This window comes from Clostridium sp. KNHs205, assembly GCF_000702945.1.
GTDB lineage: Bacteria > Bacillota > Clostridia > Lachnospirales > Lachnospiraceae > Anaerocolumna.
Window position 1 is genome coordinate 860,068 of record NZ_JNLE01000005.1, and the last position, 24,309, is coordinate 884,376.

Below are 24,309 nucleotides of genomic sequence, written 5' to 3' on the forward strand. Positions count from 1 at the left end.
GTGAATTACATATTTCTCATTCACGCTTCCCCCAGAATACAATGTGATACTATAATAACAGTCTTTGGCCTTCTTGCCACAGCTGCCACACAGTATCACGTAGTTGGTTCCGTATCAGTCAATTTAGGATTATTGATTTGTAAATATGTATTTTCTTCGACCATTTTATGGTTATCACAGCGTTAAACCGCTTGGTAAAATAATAGCAAACTTCTCCTCGCCAGTCAATAAAAAAATACTATATATATTATTTTGATATAACAACCAAACTATATATAGTATTTTTATATAGTGCCTTTTGCCTATTTATTTTCATGATATCAGACACTTTTATAATTAAATTTTAGTTATATATTATTTTAGTAAATTGCTTCTGTTACTCTAATTTCTTATAATATTTTAGTTATTCAGACAATTAATAAGGGAAATCTAAAAACTGTAGTGTGTCTTAAAACTGCCCGTATCGATCTGGAGATTCCAATATACAGGAGATAGGACCTATCCGTAATTCATAATGAAGATTAAGTTCTCAAAATGACACCCAGACATAGCTGTTATCTGCTTCTTAAATGCACACCTTTAGAACATCCTTAAAACATCCCTATCACGTCTCTGGGTACATAAGCTTTGATATATATTCCTTCTTCTCTGTAATCCTCTAACAGCAGCTGTCCGTACTTACGGATTATCTGAATCCGTCCTGCCTCCTGATAGGAAAATACCCTCTCTATCAAGACCTTGCTCTCTCTTAAGAGTTCCTCTATCACATTCAGCAGCTGGTCAAGGCCTTTTTCTTCTCTGGCAGATATCTTCAAGGTTCTGTCTGCTTTAAAGTCCTTGATAATAATATCCGTCTCCAGCAGGTCCTGTTTATTAAACAAGGTTACAACTGTCTTATCTTTGATGCCCAGATTCCGTAAGGTTTCATAAACTACATGCATGTGCTTATAGGCCGATGGATTGGAACTGTCAACCACGTGGAGGATCATATCGGCATATTTCGCTTCTTCCAGAGTGCTTCGAAAAGCTTCAATCAGATGATGGGGAAGTTTTCTTATAAAACCTACAGTATCTGTCAAGAGCACCTGTTCTCCGCTTGGAAGTACAATGTTTCTGGTGGTGGGATCTAAGGTAGCAAACAGCATATCTTCTTCCAGAACACCAGCTCCTGTCAGGTGGTTCAAGAGAGTTGATTTGCCTGCGTTGGTATAACCGACGATAGCAATTACCGGAATGGGATTTTTACTTCTCAATTCCCTGGTTGTTTCTCTGGCTTGTTTGACATCCGTAAGTTCTCTGTTTAACTGAGATATCCTGTCTCTTATTAATCTTCTGTCCACCTCTAATTTCTTCTCACCGGGTCCTCTGGTACCGATACCGCCTCCCAAACGGGATAAGGAATTTCTCATACCGACAAGACGGGTAGCACGGTATTTTAACTGCGCAAGCTCTACCTGAATCTTTCCTTCCTTGGTAACCGCATGCTGTGCAAAGATATCCAGAATCAGCATGGTACGATCCATTACTTTCATCTGCAGAGCATCTTCAAGATTCTTTAACTGGGCAGGTGACAACTCGTCATCGCAAACTACACCCGTAGCTCCCAGTTCCTCTGCCAACAGCCTTACCTCTTCTATCTTTCCTTTACCGATATAGGTTCCGGGGTGTACGCTTTCCCGGTTCTGGATTACTATCTGAAGGGTTTCTGCTCCGGCAGTCTTTGCAAGCTCTTTCAGTTCCTCCAGACAATCCCTCGTATCATCTCCCGGACCTGTTTCCACACCAACTAAGATCAGGCGTTCTTCCTGCTCTTTTATATCATACAATTCGCTCATGGTCGTCTCCCATTCTGGACTGATTATTTTAATAGTTTTGCTATATAGATTATTCTGTTTCTTTCTTTATAATAACAGAGTCTGCAAGCCTGCTCTTTAGGAATATCGCTTCTTTCTTGGCTGCTTCATCCTCCGGATAGACTTTTAAATAAGCTTCCACAAGCTTATAAGCCTCTTCAAAGCGGTCCAGATGCTCATATACAATAATCTGATTTCTTTTAAGCTCCTGATTTACCGATATGTCATTTACCTTGATACCATCTTCAATATAAACCAGTGCTTCATCATAATTCTTAAGTTTCATAAGACATTCTGCTGCCTGATTATACGCCCTGCCATTATCGGAACCGCCATCGGTTTCAAGATATTTACCATAATTCGTTACTGCATTTTCATAATCCTTCTGCTGCTCATAGATACTTCCCAGATAATAATAGCTCTCTGTAAATCCATTGCCAAAAGCTTCTCCAAACATCTGTATGGCAGTTTCAAAATCACCCTTGTAATAAGTTATCTTAGCCATATTAAACTTATCTTCCTCGGTTGTACCGTTTATGGCTGCTGCCTGGTTCAATACTTCCCCTGCACCTTCCTTATCCTCCATATCAAGGAGCAGAAAATATTTCGCAAGATAATAATCATAATTTGAAGCTTTCAGCTTGATTGCTTTATTATAATCAGCCAGACTCTTCTCATACTCACCCATCTTATGGTAAATATCACCTCTATTGATATAAGCCTGGGCATTACTCTTGTTATTTTCTATGATTTCTGTAAAGGTTTTTGCTGCTTCTTTATATAATCCGGATTTCTCCTGAGCTTTACCCTTATAAGATAAAATGTCCTGATTCATATCCTCTAATTCATTTATTTTAAGAGCTTTATTAAAATTTTCTATGGCAGAGGCATAATCATAGGCTCGATAGTATGCTATGCCTTCACCTCTGTAGGCTCTTTTGTTATTTTTTCTTACTACTCCGTTGTCTTTATCAAGAATACTTCGCTCAAAATTAATAATGGCATCCTCATATCTTTTAAGCTGTATTAAGTTCATAGCATAACTGATATAATAATCCGCTCTTTCTTTATTGCCATCTATAGCTTTGGAAAAACTTTCGTCCGCTTTTTCATAATTACCGCTGTTAAAATACGCCTGTCCCTCTTTATAATAATCTCCCGGGGATTTGCCGCCGCACCCGGTTAGAAGCAATACCGGTATAACTATTATTATAGCCAGTAATTTCCCCGATATATGAAAAGGCAGCCGTGCCCGTTGTATTCCCTTATTATATTTCATCTTTCCTCCCATCTGCGTGACCTGGCACGCATACAAATTAAGGGGGAATGAACCCCCGGCAGTACTCTCACCTCTTTAAAATTATCTAAAATGTACCCTCATTTGTCAAGTGAATATAACAGAAAAAGGATGGCCCAAATGTGAAATTTTCATACATTTGACCACCCGACAGAAGCATCAGGGAGGATACAGCAGGTGTCTGCCGCAGCCTCCCTTTGTTTTCTATGTTAATTAAAATATACCGTCTTACCAGTTCTGCCTGCTTCATAGATAGCTTCCAATACCTGTGTTACAACAAGTGCCTGTTCCGGTTTTACCACCAGTTCTTCCCCTTTTGTAATGGCATTATAGAAGATTCTCTGTTCTACATCAGAGTCATTCTCTGTCTTACCGTCAAAGAATGCTACACCGCCGGAACCCAGATCCGGTTTCTCAACACACTGTTTATTATATTGTACCCTATTAATTCTAAGGCCTTCCTTCATGTCCGCTCCGGCCCTGGTTCCGCAAAGACTGACTTTTGCTTCATCCACTTCCAGTGTATTAAGGGCCCAGGAGGCTTCCAGATGAATCGTTGCACCGTTCTTCATTTTGATAAAACCGAAAGCAGAATCTTCTACTGTAAAGATTTCCGGATCCCATTCACCAAAGGCATTGCCCTGTTCCTTCTGTTCTGCCAGCTTACGGTACACAGAACCTGTTACGGATTCTACCTCATAGTTATTCATCATCCAGAGGGTTAAATCAAGTGCATGGGTTCCGATATCGATTAAAGGTCCTCCCCCCTGCTCTTCTTCATTTAAGAATACGCCCCAGGTAGGTACCGCTCTTCTTCTGACAGCGTGAGCTCTTGCATAATAGATTTCACCAAGATCATCATTGCTGCAGGCTCTCTTAAGGTAAGTGGAATCTGCACGGTATCTGTTCTGATAGCCGATAGTAAGAATTTTTCCTGTATTATTAGCAGTTTCCACCATTTTCTTTGCATCCTCATAAGTCTTTGCCATAGGCTTCTCACACATTACATGCTTATCTGCTTCCATGGCATCGATGGATATGGATGAGTGGGACTTATTAGGAGTCAGGACATATACTGCCTGAATTTCCTTTTCCTTTAATAATTCCTTATAATCTGTATATACTTTGGAATCAGCTGTACCGAATTCCGTCTTAGCTTTTTCTGCTCTCTCTAGCTGCAGATCACAAAAAGCAATGATCTCAAAGTTTCCGTTTCTTTTAATAGCCGGCAGATGTTTACCGTTGGCAATTCCGCCGCAGCCAATAATACCTATCTTTAATTTATCCATTGTTTTCCCCGCTTTCAATCTCTAGGTCTATTCAAAATCCACAACCTGCTGTTTCTCTGCAGATTCAAAGATTGCTTCCATCAGCCTCATAACTCTTGCAACTTCAGGCAGCTTAATATTTATTTCTTCTTCGCCCCGAATGGCCTTAATTACATTTCGGTAGAAGTCTCTGATATCACTCTTTACGACGGGAAGTTCCGTCTTAGCTATGGTGTCTTCTCTTCTGGGAGCCATCGTCTTTGTGAGTCCTGCTGCAGTCTTAACGGGAACTACGTCCTTCTCATTCTGGCCTTTTGCACTTACGATCTCACCTTTTAAGCTCCAGTCTTCAATGATTGCTGTACCATTGGCACCAAGCATATACCATCTGGGCAGGTTGACAAAATTACTGGTGCCTACTTCAATGATAACCTCCACTCCGTTTTCAAACAGCAGGCTGGTGGTAAAGCCGTCATCCACCAGCTGGTTGGTAACATGGGTAATGGTTGCGTATACCTTGTTAAGCTTAACCCCCTTCAGCATAAGAAGTATCTGATCCAGCAGATGTACCCCCCAGTCCAGAACCATTCCGCCGCCCTGTTCCTTAAGCTGTCTCCAGTCTCCCGGAATTCCTCTGGAACCATGAACACGTGACTCAATACGGAATACCTCTCCCAGAAGATTGTCATTATATATCTTCTTCATGGTAAGGAAATCCTCATCCCAGCGCCTGTTCTGATGTACTGTGAATAATTTTCCTGTTTCCTCCGATGCTGCTATCATTTCCTTAAGATCTTCTGAGTTAAGGGTTACGGGTTTTTCACTCACCACATGCTTACCGGCTTTCATTGCAGCTATGGCAAGCGGTTTATGAAGGTCATTCGGTGTTGCAATCAGGCATAATTCAACCTCTTCATCTGCTAAAAGTTCTTCAAAGCTGGCATATACTCTGATTTTTTTCTCTTTTGCGTATTCCTGTCTTTCTTCCTTGATATCATATATTCCAGCTAATGTAAGACCATCGATGGATTCTATCAGCTCTCTGTGCCAGTCTCCCATTCCGCCAAGGCCTACAATAGCAATCTTCATATCTTCCTGTAACATACAATTCCTCTTTCTGGATTCTGGAACTGATATAGTACTGTAAGTAAAGCCTATATACACTTCCTATTCAAGTCTCCTTAATATTGTCTCTGACAGATCTGGTATATTGAACCCTTCACTAGCACTACCCTTTTGTTATGCCCAGAACATCTGTCCGCGGTCTTCAAATATCAGGACATTCTGAAGGAAGCTGATTGCTTTGGAAAGGCCTTCCTTTCCTGTCATCAGGCTGTCTTCATGCTCGATACTGATTGCATAATCATAACCGGCCAGTCTTAACTCGGAAATCATTGCTTTCCAGTATTCCTCTCCATGTCCATATCCAACAGAACGGAAAATCCAGGAACGATTGATTTCATCACCGTAATGAGTGGTATCAAGGACACCGTTTACATTGCAGTTAATAGGGTCAATCTTGGTATCCTTGGCATGGAAATGGAAGATAGCGCCTTGTTTGCCAAGCTCTCTGATTGCCGCACAAGGATCCATACCCTGCCAGATTAAATGACTGGGATCGAAGTTGGCACCGATTTCAGGTCCAACTGCTTCTCTTAAACGAAGAAGTGTTTTTGTGTTATATACGCAAAAGCCCGGATGAAGTTCCAAGGCTATCTTTATGCCGTGTTCTTTCGCAAAAGCGGCCTTTTTCTTCCAATATGGTATAAGTATCTCATTCCACTGATATTCCAGGGCATGCATATAGTCCTCCGGCCAGGAGCAGGTCACCCAGTTAGGTGTCTTATCCTCAGGACTTCCGCCAGGGCAGCCGGAAAAAGTATTTACTACAGGAACTCCCAGTTTCTCAGCCAGAAGAATCGCGTTGGTGAGATCCTCATCAAATTTATCAGCAATCTCCTTAACAGGATGAACCATATTACCGTGAGCGCTTAATGCACTGATCTGTAACTCATATTTTGCTATTGTTGCTTTGAATTCTTCGTATTTTGCCTCATCCTTCAGTAACAGTTCCGCATCACAATGAGCTTTTCCGGGATGTCCGCCGCATCCGATTTCAATCATTTGAACTCCTTTGCCATGCAGGAATTCACAAGCCTTATCCAGCGTCAAATCTCCCAGTACTACTGTAAATGTTCCTAATTTCATAAGTTACCTCCTTTACCTTCTAAGCAAATGTCACTTTGTAACATCATGTATAAAAGCTTTCCTTCGACTTCTATGTTGATACTACAATCATATTATTTCCCAGCATAAATTTCTATAGATGTATTGCTGAATAGTCATATTATTTTGCTATATCATACTTTTGACGGTGGAAATCCGTAATACTTACGGAACAGTCTTCCAAAATTATTATAATCAGAAAACCCTACCTTTACCGCAACTTCCGAAATAGAATTTTCTTTTTCTTTAATCAGTTCATATGCTTTCTTAAGACGAACCTCGTTTATATAATTTATAGGGCTTTTCCCCATACTTTCCTTAAAGAGGTGACAGAACCGGTATTCACTTAAATGTATCAAATCAGCTAATTCCCTGTTGGTGACAGGCTCACTGTAATTCTCCTGTATATACTGCACTACCGTATTTATCCTGCCAAGATTATATAGCCTCAACGTATTCTCCCTGGCTGAAAGGCTTTCTGTTACATAATTACGGAACAGATACGTTATCAGCTCATAAAGCTTACCCTTAATTGCCAGTTTATAGCCATGGTTACGCTCCATGTCTTCTTTGCAGATCGATGTGAGAAGTTCCTGAACTCTGTCATCCTCTTCTATCAGACTTTGAAAGATAACGTTATAATCGGCTATCTCTTTTGAAAAAGCACTCATTTCAAAAATAATGACCAATGCATCAAATTCTTTGTCTTCACTAATTCCCTGGTGCAGCACATTACTGTTAAAGATTACAAGGCTGCCTTCCTTTACCGTAATGTTTTTTCTGTCATAAACAAAGTAACCGGTACCTTTTAATACATAATGCAGCTCAAGATGCTCATGCCAGTGAGTTTGAAAATATACACCCGGACTGCGTATCTGGTTCTTAAACATCTGCACCGGGAATTCTTCGTCTTTGATGATTTTCTTTTCATATAAACTTAAATCACGTATCTTCGCTCCCATAATACCACAAACCTTTTCCCTCAGATTTTCATTTTGTATATTTCGGATCTTTGTTCCTGTACAAGGGCTGAATTTCCTGCAAACAAATGATGTCCCACTTTTCGGTCAGTAAAGGCGCAATGGGCCTTTCAACACGCCCTGGAACACACACCTTGATTATTGTGCCTGGTACAGGTTCACTTAATACCACCTAAATAACAGATAATAATACACGAAACTAATGAATACCTTGCACCATAATCAGACATGGATTTTCTTTTCCCCATAAATCCGGTAAACATTCCAAGGGACGAAATCCCATTGAAAAATAGTATTTCCTGGTTATGGCATAATTAGCATCCGGATGGGATTCATCCAGGGTTTTTACCTGAAGATATTCATACCCTTTATTTTTACACCAGGCATAGCAGGCATTATACAATTCCTTACCGATACCCTTCCTGTGATGTTCTTTTTTTATTCCCATTACATGAATTTCTGCGGTATAACTGTTATTTTCTTTCACAGTGAGAAAGCCGGCAACTCCGGTTTCTGTAAACGCAGCAAAAAAAGGCATCTGAACTGAATCCTCTATGTATTCTCTGGTAGATTCGGGTATGCCAAACCACTCCGGAAGATCATAAAGCACTTCCTCTGCAATTATCTTCTTACTCATAACTTCTTCAATTAAACGTATCATCCTGTACCTTCCGTTCTCTTCTATATTTACTCTGTAAAAGTTAAGTACGATTCTGGTTTTACCTTTGATAAATTTACCTTATTTCCAATTATATATGAGGAATAATAGTAAGCATTTTTGTAAAGTATTTCTTCTTATGTATAAGAAAACCTGTGAATATGGCTTATTACACGTTTTAATCACAAGCTAGCATAAGCTTCATTATCTCACTGTCGGTGTCTTTCATTCCCTTTGTAGCTAATATTCCAATATTATTCAGGGTATTTTCTATCCCTTTTGTAACAATTCCTTCACCGGCATAAAATTCCTGACCGTTTCTATACATATCATATCCCAGGATACCGGCTTCCACTGCCATGGCAATCTTAGCTGCACAGGAGGATTTGGCTCCGTCGCAAATAGTTCCGGAAAGAATAGCCACTCCGTTAACAACTGCATGGGCTATCTCTTCAAAACCGCCTCCCTGGAGATATGCTATTCCTGCACCACTTCCGCAGCCTGCGCTTATTACACCGCAATAGGCAGACAGTCTTCCGATCTTACTCTTCTGATACATTGTCATTAAATCCGACAAAACCACTGCACGGAGGATTTTTTCTTCTGATGCTTTCATCTCTCTTCCATAGACTACCACCGGAACTGAAGCTGTAATTCCCTGATTTCCACTGCCGGATATAATGACCACCGGCATACTGCAGCCGCTCATTCTTGCATCGGAACCCGCTGCCGCCATAGCCTTGGCTTTATTGCGTATATCCTCTCTGCCGGTCTGCATAAGTACAGAACCGATATTCGCACCGTATTTACCTCTCAAGCCTTCCTCGGCAATTGCCATATTATATGCAATCTGCCTTTCAATCAGCTCTCTCACATCCTCAATTCTTACAGTATCGGCAAAAGTAATGATATCCTCCGCAGTCAGCAATTCCTTCTTATCTCCATCCCCTGCCGCCGCAGGCACAGCATTAATTGATGTTTCCCGGGATTGCTCCAATAATATCTCGCCGTTCTTCTCTATGAATACCAGATTTGTATGATAATCTGTTATACGTACCCTGACCCGGTCACACCCTCTATACACAGAGATCAGGATTTCGAATACCCGGGAGGTGTCTGCTTCTTTTACCTCAATTGGGCAGCTTTCTATAAATTCAGCTATCTTTTCCTGCTCCTCCTCTGTAATTTCCTCCAGTATTTCCAGCTTTTTGTGAGGGCAGTCTGCTATTATTCCGGCAGCCACCGCTCCTTTTATACCTCTTAAACCTCCGGTATTGGGAACATAAACACTTTTCGCATTTTTAATGATATTTCCGCTTAATTCTACCTCTATCCTTTCGGGTGCTCCGGAAAGTGTATTTCCTGCAACTGCTGCTGCATAAGCAATGGCTATGGGCTCCGTACATCCCATAGCCGGCACCAGTTCCTCTTGCAGAATTTTTAGATATGCGCTGTATTTTACTTCATCCAGTCCCATTTCCTTCCTCCTGTAATAACTGTAATGTTACAAGCCCATAGGATATGGGCTTTTCTTTCTTAATACCCTAATCATATACTATTTTAGGCATTGAGACAATTGGATATCGGAATATCAGTAAAAAAACAGGTAACTGTCGTTAATTGGAGCGTTTTATTGTTTTTCGAAAGGGGACGGCAAATTAGGCAGACCAGAATGAACTCATGCTTCAATTCCAAGGTATAAGAAGTCCTAATTCTCTGGAGATTTTATGCTTGGCATATTCTAAAACAGATAACTCGCTGCGCTCAGACAATCTGTTTTAGAATATAGCATAAAATCTCCAGAGAAAAGGTCTTCTAATACCTTTCCATAGGCGCATTCGTTCTTTCTGGTCTGCCTAATTTGCCTGAAATCTTATGGAAGTTATATTTTTGGTACTTAATTGAATCATATGAATAACAATAATATCATAATGCTGATATAGAATGTATAAATAGTGAGAATTTTTTGTGTAAATTTAATCTAGTAAATAATACTAGAAAAGGGAACCTACTTCTTTTAAAGTTTAAAATTACCAAACAATAAACACAAAAGAAGGAGTTCCCTTATTGAAGGCTTTCATAAAAATCTCAAAAGAAGAACCAAACGGAAAGAACAGTTCCCAAATGAGGATTCCTTGGAGGGTTATGTCTGCAGCTTTTGTAGTGATTACAATCAACGTTTCGGTACAAGAATTCATAAAGGTTTTGCTCAGGTATCGGCTGAACTAAACGATTTGTTTGATTAGTAAATAGCACAGGAGTGGTCTGCCTGGTTGAAATACTTTACATAAAAATCTTGACACTACCAATGTATACCAAGCTCATTACTATAGATGTATATATGTGTGTGTATATATAGTTCAGTATTATATTTTACTTGCTTATTGAAAGAGATAATTGATATATGGTATTCTTTATTTATTCAGAATTATAAAATCAGAATTTGACGAGAAGATTTGACTGCTTACTTTTGCAGGCACATTAAACAGAACTACAGTATATTGTACAAGGAGAAAAATAATGAAGGAGTTTACTATCGGCTCCATTGTGCCCTTTGGTGGTTATGATTGGCGTATTCTTGATATACAAGGCAATGCAGCTTTGATTATAACTGAAGGCATGATTGGACAATACCCCTATAATAATTGCGCTGGAGATGTGACATGGGCTGACTGCTCGCTGAGAAAATATCTTAACGGTGAGTTTTATAACAATTTTACTATGGCTGAACAGTCAAGGATTCTTCCGGTATTGAACAAAAACCAGGACAATCAGTGGTATGGTTCCAGCGGTGGGGAAGATACTCAGGATTATATTTTTCTTCTGAGCATCGAAGAAGTTGTGTGCAAATATTTCGGTGACAGCAGTAAAAACCTTGAAAACCGTAGCACCAAACAGCGATACTGGTTTCAAAGGAAAGACAAGAATAACACCAGGCGAAGTTCCACCTTTGATGGGTATGTATGGTGGTGGTGGCTTCGGTCACCTGGGCGTGACAATAGAAGAGCCGTATACATCCACGGCGACGGTAATATAGGTATTCAGGGAAATGGTACCTTCCGCTACAGCAGCAACACGATTCATCCTTTAACAGGCGATAACAGTGGTGGTGTTCGCCCCGCTTTATGGCTGCGCATGGAATAGTAATCCCGGAACACTTTTAGAGGTTCGATTATATTGTAATTTTTATGAAATCAATTAAAGGTGAAAATTAAGAATGTGCAGCTATAGTATTCTGTTGCTTTGCAGTTGAAGTAAAACAATGCTCTGGGAATTGATTGGGTAAACCGATAAATCTTATTTTGTAGCATAGATTTTTGAAAGGCACGAATATCATCGTGCCTTTCTTTTAATACCTTGTTTTTGTTTCGTGCAAAGCTTATAAATTTTTGTACATTCAAATTATCATGACGATTATTATTGAAATGCTTTTAATCTATCAACAATCTACTGCAGATATAGTTCCTTCAGATTGCGGATCTGCTCCTCTGTCAGTTTTACTACGGGTGAATTACGGTCGGAGGTATCCTGGTTTTCTACGATTAAGACAGTTGCTTCTTTATCAAGGGTATGGGTATGCCATACTCCCCTCTTCACGTTATACAGCTTCAAGGGTTCCATTTTGACGGCATCCATATGGTTTATGGCCTCGCCAAGACCGCCGGTAAACAGTGTACAGCTCCCTTTTAGCAGGATAAATACTTCATCGGATTCGTTATGCTGCTGCATGGTCTTTAAGTTCTGTACCTCGAGTTCTTCACAATACCGGAGTATTGCAACCCGCCAGCTCATGTAATCAATCATAGGCTTATAGCCTTCTCCCTCATAAGCCGTTATATCTACATATTGCTTCTCCAATTTATTTCTCCCCTTTTATACCAGCTCTACTTCTATTACATGGGTAATATCTTCCTTTAGTTTTCTGATATCTTCCTTCAGCAGCATGATCTTATCCTGAACTTTTGGAAGTTCTGAGCCATTTAAAGAAACATTTGCCACTTTATATTCGCCGTATTCCTTTGCATTCCTGTTATAGTAGCACACGGTGAATTTCCTGCCATGTAACTGAAAGGATACTTCGGCTTTGTTCTCAGCAGAAAACTGTTTCTTTAGCAGCTTTGGCTCCAGTATCAGATTACCGTAATAGCCTTTTACTCCGAACATTTCATTGAATACGGTAAGAAGCAGCCAGCTGGCTGAGCCTGTGAGGTAATGATAAAGTCCTCTGCCGTTTTCTCCTATGTATTCCGGAATGCCTGGGTATATTCTGCTTTTTTCAAAATCACTTAAATGACTGTAAAGGCTGCTGATTACCTTATATCCCTCTTTTACAAAACCTCTTCCGTATAAGGCATTGGCATACATTACTGCCATATGGGCAAATACCGCGCCGTTTTCTTTGCTTCCATAGGCAAAGCCGAACATTCGTCCCAGGTCTGTCTTCACCTCATGAAAATCTGTATTTAATCTGTATCCGCCTATGTCCGCTGAGTACAGGTATCTATCTGCTGCTTCCGTTATCCCTTTTACCTGGTTCTCTGTTGCAGTTCCTGACATTATGGCAAACACCTGGCCTGTAAGCATCATTCGCACTCCAAGGTCATGCTCCCCTTCTACTCTTCTTCCGCTGTTATCATAGTAGCTGTTATACCAGGAATAACCTTTCTTATCTGTTATCCATTCTGTGTTTCTGATATGCTCCTTAATCCAGTTTCCCATTGCCTCCAGGTATTTTGCCAGTTCCTTCAGAGTAATTTCCTGTTTTTCTCCGTTTACGCTGTGTCTTACAGAATCACAATACCGGTATAATATGTCCTTCTTGGCAGCTGCATCTTCATAGACTGCAACCTCGTCTGTAAGCAGGGGGATTAGTTCTTTCAGAAGGGTTACCTTATCCCTTCCATTGGCAGCAAGATAGCTTAACAGTTCTGACAGCTGATTCAGATTCTGACCGTAGAGGCTGGTAAAAGCTACGCTTTCGCCCCGCTCTTTTGCCATATCAAGGGCATCATTCCAGTCTGCTCCCCGGAGTCGCATATGGTTATGCTCACCAACATCATAAAAGGCTGTTAAGAGCTGCACCAATATATGCTCAAGGATTGTTCCCCGGTATTCTGCACCGTCATTATTTCTTAGTACATTTCCATTTTCTGTTTTCCATTCTGTATCCTTTTCTTCCCCTCTGACTGCCTGAAGATCCTTAAAGTATGTATTCTCCTGAAATAACAGGTCTAAATCACCGGTCTGCATCAGATACAGCCTTGTAGTCAGGAAAGGCCATACACCATGATCCATCCATACACGGGTTATATTATTTCTGTCCGCGATAAATTCACCGGGTTTTGTTCCAATTATAGTGGCATTGCTTCCATCTATCCTCACTCCCGCGTAATTAGAGTAGAGCATATCTCTGACACCTTCCGGATTCATGATCAGCAGCGCCAGACAATCCTGCCACAAATCCCTCCAGCCTCTGCCGCCTTTGCCATAATCATGGTGGGGCAGAAAGGAACAGCCATAGATTCTTCTTAGCATAGGCTGAAAATTCACCCACTGCATCCAGGCATCAAAATCCGGCATGCCGGTGCTGTAACTGATATTGAGCTTATCAAGCCAGCTCTTTCTGGTCTCAGAAAGAGCTTCTAAGCAGCGGCTTTTATCCAGGTAAGGTCTGGCATTTGTAAGGAAATCTTCTTTATCCTTACCATATCCCATAACCAGGATAAAAGTTTTTTCTTCGCCTTGTTTCAAAGAACAGGTCTTAAAGGCTATCCCTCCAAGGGTTTCATAGCCGTCTTTCGTGAATCCGGCGCTTACCCCTTTCTTTCCTTCCTGTAAAGCTCTGGGATTCGTAAAGGAACCGCCTTCCCCGATAAATTCTTCTGTTACGGGATAGAAGCTTTCCGGTAGTTCTCCTTCTTCTGCACCACCTATTACACCATATACCACTTCGTTTTTACGATGACCTCTCTCATCAAAAGTCAGCGTCGGATCTAACAGAATTCCTTCAGGTGTGGTTATTGTTCTGTGTAAGAGGGAGGTTACATGCCTGTGATCTCTGATATTATCCGCGGAGCGTCCATATAAAGGTGTGGCTGCAACAGCTGTAAAGGTAATGTCCTCCCGTGCCCTTAAGGTAACCAGCATTATCTCTACGGTACCCTTTAGAGGCACGAATGAGGTTATATCTGCTTCAATTCCATACTCCACAGAGCTTCTGGTGACCTTATGCCACATCATGCCTGCTGTCAGCGTAGTTTTCTCTTTACCCTCACGAAAGAGTTTTCCTTCCTGCCAGGCTGATACACCTGTAGCCGACCACAGGCCTTTCCCCTTAATATCCACCCAGAAATTTCTGGTACTTCTGCTGTTATGAAGGTCTTCGCTGCTTACTGGTGCCAGCAGAAAACTATTCTGCCCCAGTTTATTGTCTCCGCCAAGGGTAGGGGTGACACTTGCCATTACACCGCTTTCATTTGCCAGAGGAAAATAAAGATAGCCTGTCAGCTCCGGGTCATTTAACTGAAAGGTCCCATGGTTATCCAGATATTTATATCCACTCATTTCTGCTCCAATCTGTCTTAGAGTAATCTCTAAACTGTTCTTACTTCTACGGTTTTCTCTTCGACCTGAAAAGCGCCTACGGATTGCTTTAATTCGGCGACCATACCGCTTAATCGGTCTGCCGTGACTCTTAGGTCTTTTACATAAAGCATCTGATTTACTGCCGTAGCACCTAGTTCTTCTGTAGCTGCAGCACTCTGTCTGGCGGCTGTTGCAATACCCTCCACTGCTGCTAAGGCTTCCTCTTTGGAGGCTCTTATGACTGAAATACCTGAAAGGATATCAAGGAGATTACTGTCTAAATGCTCCACCTTCCGATTAATGTCATAGAAGACTTCAATTGTATTCGTAAGGGCAGACTTCTGTGAATTTACAGCTTCCTTTGCTGTATGCGCTGTTGCTACGGTTTTCCTGGTACGCAGGTCTATTTCGTTTATAATATTGCTTATCTGTGCAGCCGCCTCATGGGATTTGGCCGCCAGTTTGCGGATTTCATCGGCTACTACTAAAAAACCTCTGCCTTCACTGCCTGCTCTGGCAGCTTCTATGGAGGCATTTAGGGACAGCAGATTGGTCTGTTCGGCAATTTCATTAATGGACAGGATAATTTCACCTACCGCCTGGGATTTAACTGCCAGGGTCGTTATATCATCTATGATTTTCCCGGTAATTTCCCTGGTATCTTCTGCCCTTTCTGAAAGCTGTCCAACAATTGACCTTCCTTGTTCTGCAATCTCTCTTGCCTCTCTGGTCAGAGCTTTCATCTTGTCCGTCTTCTCTCCTACCATTTCAATCTGTTCCGACAGGGTTCCTATTCTCTCAGAACAGATTCTCGTATCTTCCGCCTGGTCCTCCGCACCTGCTTCCAGTTCAAGCACCGTCTTTTCTATTTCTCCGGCGGCTGTTATGAGAAGTTCGGATTTTTCTGTTATCTCACCTGCTGAGAGGGTCACGGCTTCACTTACCCCCATCATACGAAGGATCAGGTTCTTCATCCCCTGAATCATGGTATTAATCCCCTCTGCCAACTGGCTGAACTCGTCACTCCTCCTGACACTGGCTGATACAGACAGATTCCCCTCTGCGGTCTTTAACAATACTTCATTGGTGCCTTTAATGGCTGCACCGATTCCTTTTGCCGTTCTGGTACCAATCAGCAGGGCTATGAAACTTCCCGCTATTACAAAAATAACGGTCAGCACCAATTGTTCTTTAGAGGCCCCGGTAATGGTCTTCTCCGGTATAAGCGCGCATACCTGCATCTCACCCTCAAGTACCGGCATATACAGGTAAAGGTAGCTTTCTCCCTTATAGCTGATATATCTGCTTCCGCCTTCCAAAGTCTTACTCTTTTTCCCGGCCTTTGCAGAAGGTTCCAGGCTGTCTTTATAAAATTCCGTATCCTGAAACTTAAAATTCTCTTTATAATCCCCCTCCAGGATTTCTCTGCCGTCCTTTGTTATATAACCAACAACAGCACCTTCTCCAAAATCAGTATTTTTTATGGCATTAAGGAAGAACTCTTTCTTTAAATCAATTACAACAAGCCCTGTCTTTTTATTTGAAGTATTATAAAGATAGTAGCTTAAAGCAGTACCGTAGCCCTCTCCTTCTGTTTTAACCACACTGTCAAAAAAGGTATGATAACCGCTCCATTTATAACGTGCCTTGCTGTCAAGAAACGCCTTACCTTCCTCAGATTCCTTAAAGCCTGTATACAGCTTATCCGGCAGTGTTCCTCTGGTAGATGTTCCTTTTCCATAATCACCGAATAAATAAATATCTGCTACCACAGAGCTGTTAACAACATTGGAACTTACAACATTCTGAATGGTCTTATACTGCTCCAGTTCTTTTACAGGGTCTTCCTTATATGCACCTGAATAGTATTTTCGAATTACATCATTGGTGATAATCTGGTTCGCCATACTGTTAACAGATTCAAAACCCATGTTAAAGTAGCTCTCCAACATGGCTAAAGCAGCATTGCCGGATTGTTCACAGCTTTTTTTTAGTTCCTCTGAGGATTTTAAGTAGGAAACTGCCCCTAAAAGGATAATGAACATAACAGGAATCAGAATTATTCCGTTCAGCTTTCTTGAGATTTTATCTTTTCGTATCATACTCACCCTTCTCTACCCTATACCCTGGTATAATGTTCACTTAATTGCTGTGAAGCATTGCATCAGTTATATGGACGGAAACACTGCATTTACGGGAGAGTTTTTCTCTTACCCACCTGGGCATTCTTTCTGTATTCGGATGGGGATACTCCCGTTACTGCCTTAAATAGTTTCGTAAAATGCTTTTCATTTTCGTAACCGATCCGGCTGCTGATATCCAGTATCTTCTCATCAGTTTCTTCCAATAGCCTTTTGGCTTCACTAAGCCTGATATTCTTAATATAGTTAATGAAATTCATACCTGTGTATTCCTTAAAGCAATAGGAAAAAAGTGAATAATTCATGGATATATAGTTTGATACCACCGCCATGTTAAGATCTTTGCTGTAATTCTCCTGGATAAATACCAGCGCCTTTTGTATCTTCTGCTTATTCTTGTAATTATCGAATTCCGTTAATATCTTTTCATTGATTTTTTCAACCCACGCTGTTAAAGCCTCGTAATATACGCAGGCATTATCATAATCATAGACATTTCTGAGCAACACGATTTCTTCTGCCATATCACCTACGAGATTCTTATAGGTATCACAGATACCCTCTACAATACGGTTCATGATATGCTTAAAGCTGTCCGGATCGATACCTCCCTGTTTCGTCTTATAGAGTATCTTTGAGAGGAATTTATTGGCCTCCTCCAGCTTCTCCGTTCCGGCAAGCTGTACAAACTGCGCTATCATCTCCTCAGAAACAATATCTTTACCTTCTTCGTTCTTTTCATATTCCGCTATAAAGTTACCTGTTGCAAAGGCATTCTTTCTTGCCTTTAACGCCTCCAGATAAGCCACTCTAAGTTCAGAAAGACTTCCATGGATCTTGCTGATTCCAACATAATAATCTTTTAGCACCTGGGTAAGGAGCTGTTCCTTTTCCGATTTTTGCACAATAAAAATACTCTGCCCGGACACATCATTCAGAAGGAGTACACCCTCCTTTTGGATATTTTCTGCAGATTTATAGTTGGTACAGATAACCACATAATCTTCCTTTAAGAAATATTCAGCATATTCTTTAACAATAGAATCAATCTCGCTTTGACTGATGTTTTCATTTAAAATCATGTATTTCAGCTGAGACAGGCTGATTTTCTCCACTTCTTTTTTCTTATGGGATTCACTTTGGAGCTCTTCCTCCAATTTTTCCAGTACGGAGGTAATCTTCTGACGCTCAATTGGTTTTAACAGGTATTCCCTTGCACCGTAACGCAGCAGCTCCACTGCATAAGAAAAGTCATCATAACCGCTGATTACCACAACCTTTGGTGCGTGGGGCAGATCCTTGATCTCCTTCACCAGAGTGATACCATCTTTTTTTGGCATGCGGATATCCGTAATCATTACATCTATCTTCGTATTTTTAATAATTTCTAATGCTTCTTCCCCATTTTTACATTGTATGATCTCATCGATTGGTACCGGTGAACGTTCTGCTATGGCAGCTATTCCCTGCCGTATCATTTTCTCATCTTCTACAATTAACAGTTTTTGCATGACAACTCCCATCTGTGTGTCTTGGCACACATACAAATCAGGACGCGGATATTGTTCTCTTCGTCCTGTGTGATCTCCCTCAAAGCTCACATCATTCTAAACGAGGCAGTGAGCACCTTCGTGCGCAAATCACACCAGAGGAATCTTCACACATACCTTGGTATAACAATCCTTCATGGAAGCAATGCTGATACCATACTCATCTCCAAAACTGATTTTTATACGATCCTGTACATTCTTAAGTCCAATACCATTACCGGAGCTGCCGGTTGCTTCAATTTCACCTTCAATTTTCTTTTGAAGCCTGATGGTCTCTTCCTCCGTCATACCTTTTCCGGAATCAGTTATTTCAATCACACAATAATTGTCATAGATTATTCCCTTTACATATATACTGGTGTCCTCTGCCATTTCCTCAATACCGTGATAGATTGCATTCTCTATGATAGGCTGAAGAGACATCTTAGGAATCTCCTGATCGTAAATAGGTTCCGGTATATTAAGACTCAGATAGATTTCATAATCAAATCTCAGATTGATAAGTGCCAGATAGTTTTTAATATAATCTATTTCTTCTCTTACCGTAACATTCTTAGAAACCCACTTCATACTGTAACGAAGCAGTTTACCAAGAGCTGTAACCGCATCTGCAATGGGATATTTCTCTTCCACTTCTGCCATCATCTTAATAGATTCCAATACATTATAGATAAAATGGGCATTAATCTGATTCTGGAGAGCCCGGATTTCTGAATCTTTCACCAACAGCTCTCTTTTGATATTATCGCCCATAAGCTGATTTATCCGGTCGAGCATCTTGTTAATCTGGAGTCCCAGTTCTCCAAATTCGTCAGAGCCATATTCCTGAATCCTGATATCCAGGTCACCTTTTTGTACACAGTGAACAGCATCCATAATCTCGTAGAACCGCTTTAAAATCAATCTGACCATATGGTTGCAAAGTACCTGTAAAAGTACTGAAAGTACTATGAAGCTGCTCCAGAAAATGTTTCGAAATACGATAACGGAAGCGTACTCCTCTCTTAAGCTTACAATTCGAAAGATCATTCCGGATAACTCCTTCACCGGTTTGTAACACACCAATACAGGCTCTCCGTTTAAGGTCATTTCTTTATAATAGGTGGCATCATACTCTTTGGGTCTGCTTAACATTACCTCTTCTTTGTAATTCAACCACCTGCTGTAATAATCATTGTCGTAGAAGTAGTTTCCGGTATTGTCTACAAAGCAGGTCCATTCTGTGTCCGTAGGAGAATACATCTGCGGGAACAGCAGCTCCATTTTCGTAGATACTTCGATGATTGCTTTCTTATCACCGCTAAAATTCTTTTCTGTAACCAGAGCTACCAGGTGAAGTTTTCCGGAGGAGGAATAGGAGGGAAACAGATCATCCTCATAATCGAACTGCCAGGTTCCGGATTCCTGCAGCTCCTTTCCCCATTTCAGCCTCTTGAGCCGATCCGTCTGATACAGTACCGGCATCATCTCAGGCATATTGCTAAAGGGTGCATATACCCGCACCTGGTAAAGATAGGGATTCGAATTCACAATCTTCTCCAGGGATTTAATCTCTGTGTGGTAAAAATTAAGCAGCTCCTGGGTCTTGAATTTTTCCCCGGCAGAGAATCTCTCCACATATGCCCAGAAATTCTGACTGTTAAGCATTACCTGTGTGGACATCTGGCACATTTCCACATTCTTTTGAATCTGCTCATAATTCTGGGTGAAATTAATCTCCGCATTCTTTATCTTTTCTTTGATCCTGGATTCCTTATAATTGTCAAAAAAAAGTGAGGACAGAATGGCAAGAGGCAGAATAATAATTGCCATAGTCAGTAAACCGATTTTGTAGTTAAGTTTTAAGGATGAAAAATAACGTTTAAGTGCTTTCAACTGCTTCTACCTGACCTTTGTCTTTTATTCATTCTGCCGCTTTTATTGTATAAATTTTCTGTAATTTCGAGATATATTATTATTTGTTATGGTAATTATAGATAATACTACGGGAAAAAACAACCTGATTTTTCATCAGGCTGTTTTTTCATTCTATATTATTTTAAACCTAATTTAGCTTTGGCTTTATTCATTAATTCAGTTTTGGTATCCAGTACTTTACTGATTCCAAAATCTTCTCTCTTCTTAATAAAGTCATTCCAGATAGAGTCAAATTCCTGTTCAGAGCCTGCTAATAATAATTTAGGAAGAACAATACCCCATTCATTGTCAACCTTGGACTGGATATCCGCTTCATCAGAGCCGGTAGCAAGAGTTACATCATACTGGGAAGTGGTCATAACATAAGGATATGTCCAGCGTTCCATCTGTCCAAGAGGTTCAGGAGTCTCAACTGCCCATTTTAATGCCATAGCATTATCCTGGAACATCCAGTATGCGGAATCTGCACCATATTGTTTGTCATAAGCTGCTCTGTCTTTTGTCAGAAGTTCTCTTACTTCTGGTTTCATGGTTGCAACATCATTAACATAATCCCAGGTTACACCTTCTACACCTAACCAGGTCATCAGCTGTCCGTGCTCACTCATTAAATAAGAGCACAACTGAATAGCACGATCAGGATTCTCACAATTCTTGGAAATCATAGTTACAGTCCAGCCGTTGATACCTGTTCCGGGAAGGGTATAAGCATCACCCTTACTGTTCTTAGGACCATCAACTGCAATATAAATGCTGTTAGGATCGTTTGCATAGAGAATCTTCTCCTGCTCTGCAAGGTCTGTTCTCTGGTAAAGCATACAGAAATAACGTCCCTGTGCAATCTTTTCTTCCATCTGAGCTCTCTTGTCAATGAAGATATCATCAGCAAGATAACCTTCTGCACCTAATTCTCTGAAAGCTTTTAACCATCTTACAAGTTCAGGATCTGTATATCTGTCATAGAATTTTCCATCTTTTTCATAAGGTATAGCTAAGAAGTTGCTTAAATACTGGTCAAAGGAAGTATTACCGGTTGCTCCGAACTCATGAGCACCTACAGGAATCAATGTCTGTCCGTTAACTTCAGGATATTTCTCTTTTGCAGCCTTTACAGCAGCTTTGAAACCTTCAGGTGTAGTCATATCAGGACTTCCGATTGCTTCATAGATGTCTTTTCTTACTAAGAAAGTCTGGTTGGAGGAAATATTGTCATATTTCTCATAATCAGCAGGTGAGAAGGAGGAGTTAGGATATCCATAGATATGTCCGTCTTCCTGTGTAAACCAGCCAACACGACCGGAGTCTGCTACTTCGAACCAGTAAGGATCATATTCTTTTGCCAGTTCGTCAAGAGCATATACCATGCCGTCTTCGATCATATCGCCTACCTGTGGCTCCCACCAGCCAAGTGTTACAAGGTCAGGAAGGGAATCGGATGCGATAAGGGAATTGAGTTTCTCTGCTTCATTACCGGCAGGTACTACGAATTCAATGTTAACGCCGGTTTCTTCAGTGATTGTTTTGGATATCAGGTTCTCTCCCCAGGGAGTTGTGAACCAGGAAAAGTTAATATACCAGGTTAAATCTACTTTTTCTGACGCATGCTGCTGCCAGCCGGGTACAACCTCAGCTGTATTATCTGTACCTGTCTCTGCAGGTGCTTCTGTTGCAGTTGCTTCCGGAGTAGTTGTTTCACCGGTAGCGTCATTCCCCTTGGTTGCTTCTGAATTGTTTTTGCCACACGCTGCAAGACCGAGTACCAATACTAATACCAGTACAAGAGAAAGCAGTTTTCTGTAACTTTTTTTCATCTTACATCCTCCATTTTTATTTACTTTATTCCTTAACTGCGCCTACCATCATTCCTTTTACGAAATACTTCTGAAGGAAGGGGTATACACAGCATATAGGCAGTGTTGTGATTACCATGGCCGCCAGCTTAATTGAAGTAGAGGTGGTATCAGACGCCGTAATATTGGAAGCAGAAATAGAACCTGCTACCTGGCTGGACTGTACCTGGGCAACCATTCGGTAAAGATAGGTCTGGATAGGCTCTAAGTCTACCCTGTTTGTCATATACATTAATCCGCCCCAGTAGTCATTCCACTGGCCAACACCTGCAAAAAGTGCGATAGTTGCCAGAACCGGTTTGGACAGAGGAAGTATAATCCTCATAAAGATCTTCCAGTCTCCCGCTCCGTCAATCTTAGCAGACTCCTCTAAAGAAGCAGGTATTTCACGGAAGAAGTTAATAAATATAAGCAGGTTAAAGAAGTTAAAGGCTGCGGGTATAATGTATACCAGGAAGTTGTTTAATAAATGCAGCTGTTTAAACAGGATAAAGGTTGGAATCATACCGCCTGCAAAGAACATGGTTATGGTACCCATAGCCATATAATATTTTCTTCCTATCAGATTACTTTTAGACAAAGGATAAGCTACCATAGCTGTAAAGAATACGTTAATGGCAGTACCCAGCAGGGTCTTTCCGACGGTTATCTTAAAGGCCTGTAATACACTGCTGTCTGCAAATACGGTAAGGTAATTCTCCAGGGAGAATTTTCTGGGCCACCAGTAGATTCCTCCCATCATGGCATCCTTTGCGTCGTTAAAGGAATTTACGACTACATACCAGATTGGGTAGATACATAGGAAACATAATATAATCATAAAGGTGGTATTTAAGGTATCAAAGATAAAAGTTCCTCTGGAACGTTTTATATGCGTGCTTTTTACAGTTTTCATATCAGTTATGGCATCCTTTCTTTCTATAAGGTTTCTTATCGGATAGTTGTGTCAATGTTAATAAAACAACATTAATACAGCGATCTTCCGAGAAGTTTCTTGCATGTCTTGTTAGCAAAGAGCAGCAGGAACAATGCAATTACTGACTTGAACAATCCTACGGCAGTTGCATAGGAATACTTTCCAAGAGACATACCTACCTGATACACATAGGTATCAATAACCTGGCTTCTTGATATATTCACCTGGTTCTTTAAAATCAATATCTGATCAAAATTAGAATTTAAAAGTCCTGATATCTGTAAGATAAGCATAATGGCTATGGTTCCGGTTATAGAAGGCAGGGTTACATAGAAGATTTTCTGCAGTTTTCCCGCACCATCTACGGTAGCTGCTTCATAAATCTGCTGATCTACACTGGTAATGGCTGCAAGGTACAAAATTGCTGACCAGCCAAGTTCCTTCCATATATCCGAGATCAGCGCCACGCCCCAGAAGTATTTGGGATTTCCTAAAAAGGATACCGGTTCCTTCATTAAGTGAAAGGTTACTAAAAAGTCATTGATAACACCTTCTTTTGACAACCAGGTAGTCAATATACCGCCCAGTACAACCCAGGAAAGGAAGTGAGGCAGATAAGATATGGTTTGTGTAACTTTCTTAAATTTAATTCCCCTGATTTCATTAATTAATAGTGCAAATATAATAGGCAGAGGAAAACCGATAAAGAGCTTTAGCAAGCTTATGCCTATTGTATTGATCATTACATCCGAGAAATTGGAATCCTGAAAGAACTCTTTGAAATACTGGAGTCCTACCCAGGGTGCTTCTGCAATGGATTTCGTAATCTTAAATTTCTTAAAAGCAATGATGATACCGCCCATTGGTACATAGTTGAATACCAGCATCCAGATAAGCCCCGGAAGTACCATGAACTGCAGATACCTCTGATTCCACCATCTCCCCAAGTTTCCTTTTTGTTTTACTCCTGCTCCTCTTTTTACAGACATTTCTTAGCCCTCCGCATACCGCTTAAAATCCAGCAGTGCTGCCACAGTAGAAAGAGTGAAAGATATTCCATGTGGCATC

Annotated in this window: 17 protein-coding genes; 1 reads left to right on the forward strand and 16 read right to left on the reverse strand. The window is 40.8% G+C overall.

Features of this window, described 5'->3' with window-relative positions; all coding sequences use genetic code 11:
- Nucleotides 1-590 precede the first annotated feature (590 nt).
- The 8 genes from hflX to BR73_RS0123395 all read right to left on the reverse strand — a co-directional run bounded on the left by hflX (nucleotide 591) and on the right by BR73_RS0123395 (nucleotide 9,759).
- Nucleotides 591-1,835, reverse strand: a complete 1,245-nt coding sequence (gene hflX, locus BR73_RS0123360) for a GTPase HflX (RefSeq protein WP_033168231.1) — start codon at nucleotides 1,833-1,835, stop codon at nucleotides 591-593.
- A gap of 49 nt (nucleotides 1,836-1,884) precedes the next feature.
- A complete protein-coding gene (locus BR73_RS0123365) occupies nucleotides 1,885-3,132 on the reverse strand; it encodes a tetratricopeptide repeat protein (protein WP_033168232.1) in 1,248 nt (415 codons plus the stop codon).
- Nucleotides 3,133-3,359: 227 nt separating this feature from the next.
- A complete protein-coding gene (locus tag BR73_RS0123370) occupies nucleotides 3,360-4,439 on the reverse strand; it encodes a Gfo/Idh/MocA family oxidoreductase (RefSeq protein WP_033168233.1) in 1,080 nt (359 codons plus the stop codon).
- A 27-nt stretch (nucleotides 4,440-4,466) separates the two neighbouring features.
- Nucleotides 4,467-5,522: a Gfo/Idh/MocA family oxidoreductase gene (locus tag BR73_RS0123375; RefSeq protein ID WP_033168234.1), complete on the reverse strand. Its 1,056-nt coding sequence runs from the start codon at nucleotides 5,520-5,522 to the stop codon at nucleotides 4,467-4,469.
- A 135-nt stretch (nucleotides 5,523-5,657) separates the two neighbouring features.
- Nucleotides 5,658-6,626 (reverse strand): sugar phosphate isomerase/epimerase, encoded by a 969-nt coding sequence (locus BR73_RS0123380; RefSeq protein WP_033168235.1) that lies wholly within the window; start codon nucleotides 6,624-6,626, stop codon nucleotides 5,658-5,660.
- A gap of 152 nt (nucleotides 6,627-6,778) precedes the next feature.
- Complete coding sequence (locus tag BR73_RS0123385; RefSeq protein ID WP_033168236.1) at nucleotides 6,779-7,606, reverse strand: AraC family transcriptional regulator; 828 nt, start codon at nucleotides 7,604-7,606, stop codon at nucleotides 6,779-6,781.
- A gap of 217 nt (nucleotides 7,607-7,823) precedes the next feature.
- Nucleotides 7,824-8,285 (reverse strand): GNAT family N-acetyltransferase, encoded by a 462-nt coding sequence (locus tag BR73_RS0123390; protein ID WP_033168237.1) that lies wholly within the window; start codon nucleotides 8,283-8,285, stop codon nucleotides 7,824-7,826.
- 175 nt (nucleotides 8,286-8,460) lie between these two features.
- Complete coding sequence (locus BR73_RS0123395) at nucleotides 8,461-9,759, reverse strand: L-serine ammonia-lyase, iron-sulfur-dependent, subunit alpha (RefSeq protein ID WP_033168238.1); 1,299 nt, start codon at nucleotides 9,757-9,759, stop codon at nucleotides 8,461-8,463.
- Nucleotides 9,760-10,802: 1,043 nt separating this feature from the next.
- On the opposite strand from BR73_RS0123395, the gene BR73_RS0123400 reads away from it, so the two are divergent.
- Nucleotides 10,803-11,426, forward strand: a complete 624-nt coding sequence (locus BR73_RS0123400; RefSeq protein ID WP_033168239.1) for a DUF6273 domain-containing protein — start codon at nucleotides 10,803-10,805, stop codon at nucleotides 11,424-11,426.
- Nucleotides 11,427-11,729: 303 nt separating this feature from the next.
- On the opposite strand, the gene BR73_RS0123405 is transcribed toward BR73_RS0123400, so the two are convergent.
- From BR73_RS0123405 to BR73_RS0123440, 8 genes are all read right to left on the reverse strand, one after another.
- Nucleotides 11,730-12,140: a hypothetical protein gene (locus BR73_RS0123405; RefSeq protein WP_033168240.1), complete on the reverse strand. Its 411-nt coding sequence runs from the start codon at nucleotides 12,138-12,140 to the stop codon at nucleotides 11,730-11,732.
- Between the two features lie 15 nt (nucleotides 12,141-12,155).
- Complete coding sequence (locus BR73_RS0123410; protein ID WP_033168241.1) at nucleotides 12,156-14,846, reverse strand: cellobiose phosphorylase; 2,691 nt, start codon at nucleotides 14,844-14,846, stop codon at nucleotides 12,156-12,158.
- 29 nt (nucleotides 14,847-14,875) lie between these two features.
- On the reverse strand, nucleotides 14,876-16,969 hold the full coding sequence (locus tag BR73_RS0123415; protein WP_033168242.1) for a methyl-accepting chemotaxis protein: 2,094 nt from the start codon (nucleotides 16,967-16,969) through the stop codon (nucleotides 14,876-14,878).
- A gap of 89 nt (nucleotides 16,970-17,058) precedes the next feature.
- Complete coding sequence (locus tag BR73_RS0123420) at nucleotides 17,059-18,519, reverse strand: response regulator (protein ID WP_033168243.1); 1,461 nt, start codon at nucleotides 18,517-18,519, stop codon at nucleotides 17,059-17,061.
- 129 nt (nucleotides 18,520-18,648) lie between these two features.
- The gene (locus BR73_RS0123425; RefSeq protein WP_033168244.1) at nucleotides 18,649-20,433 is read right to left on the reverse strand and encodes a sensor histidine kinase; all 1,785 of its coding nucleotides are present in this window, start codon (nucleotides 20,431-20,433) and stop codon (nucleotides 18,649-18,651) included.
- A 158-nt stretch (nucleotides 20,434-20,591) separates the two neighbouring features.
- On the reverse strand, nucleotides 20,592-22,286 hold the full coding sequence (locus tag BR73_RS0123430) for an extracellular solute-binding protein (protein ID WP_033168245.1): 1,695 nt from the start codon (nucleotides 22,284-22,286) through the stop codon (nucleotides 20,592-20,594).
- Between the two features lie 25 nt (nucleotides 22,287-22,311).
- On the reverse strand, nucleotides 22,312-23,220 hold the full coding sequence (locus BR73_RS0123435; protein WP_033168246.1) for a carbohydrate ABC transporter permease: 909 nt from the start codon (nucleotides 23,218-23,220) through the stop codon (nucleotides 22,312-22,314).
- Nucleotides 23,221-23,291: 71 nt separating this feature from the next.
- Nucleotides 23,292-24,230 carry an ABC transporter permease subunit gene (locus tag BR73_RS0123440; protein WP_033168247.1) on the reverse strand — a complete coding sequence of 313 codons (939 nt, stop codon included), beginning with the start codon at nucleotides 24,228-24,230 and terminating at the stop codon, nucleotides 23,292-23,294.
- Nucleotides 24,231-24,309 lie beyond the last annotated feature (79 nt).

Coding starts and splice junctions, on each gene's coding strand:
- hflX (WP_033168231.1), bottom strand. CDS start 1,835: ATGAGCGAATTGTATGATATAAAAGAGCAGGAAGAACGCCTGATCTTA.
- BR73_RS0123365 (WP_033168232.1), bottom strand. CDS start 3,132: ATGAAATATAATAAGGGAATACAACGGGCACGGCTGCCTTTTCATATA.
- BR73_RS0123370 (WP_033168233.1), bottom strand. CDS start 4,439: ATGGATAAATTAAAGATAGGTATTATTGGCTGCGGCGGAATTGCCAAC.
- BR73_RS0123375 (WP_033168234.1), bottom strand. CDS start 5,522: ATGTTACAGGAAGATATGAAGATTGCTATTGTAGGCCTTGGCGGAATG.
- BR73_RS0123380 (WP_033168235.1), bottom strand. CDS start 6,626: ATGAAATTAGGAACATTTACAGTAGTACTGGGAGATTTGACGCTGGAT.
- BR73_RS0123385 (WP_033168236.1), bottom strand. CDS start 7,606: ATGGGAGCGAAGATACGTGATTTAAGTTTATATGAAAAGAAAATCATC.
- BR73_RS0123390 (WP_033168237.1), bottom strand. CDS start 8,285: ATGATACGTTTAATTGAAGAAGTTATGAGTAAGAAGATAATTGCAGAG.
- BR73_RS0123395 (WP_033168238.1), bottom strand. CDS start 9,759: ATGGGACTGGATGAAGTAAAATACAGCGCATATCTAAAAATTCTGCAA.
- BR73_RS0123400 (WP_033168239.1), top strand. CDS start 10,803: ATGAAGGAGTTTACTATCGGCTCCATTGTGCCCTTTGGTGGTTATGAT.
- BR73_RS0123410 (WP_033168241.1), bottom strand. CDS start 14,846: ATGAGTGGATATAAATATCTGGATAACCATGGGACCTTTCAGTTAAAT.
- BR73_RS0123415 (WP_033168242.1), bottom strand. CDS start 16,969: ATGATACGAAAAGATAAAATCTCAAGAAAGCTGAACGGAATAATTCTG.
- BR73_RS0123420 (WP_033168243.1), bottom strand. CDS start 18,519: ATGCAAAAACTGTTAATTGTAGAAGATGAGAAAATGATACGGCAGGGA.
- BR73_RS0123430 (WP_033168245.1), bottom strand. CDS start 22,286: ATGAAAAAAAGTTACAGAAAACTGCTTTCTCTTGTACTGGTATTAGTA.
- BR73_RS0123435 (WP_033168246.1), bottom strand. CDS start 23,220: ATGAAAACTGTAAAAAGCACGCATATAAAACGTTCCAGAGGAACTTTT.
- BR73_RS0123440 (WP_033168247.1), bottom strand. CDS start 24,230: ATGTCTGTAAAAAGAGGAGCAGGAGTAAAACAAAAAGGAAACTTGGGG.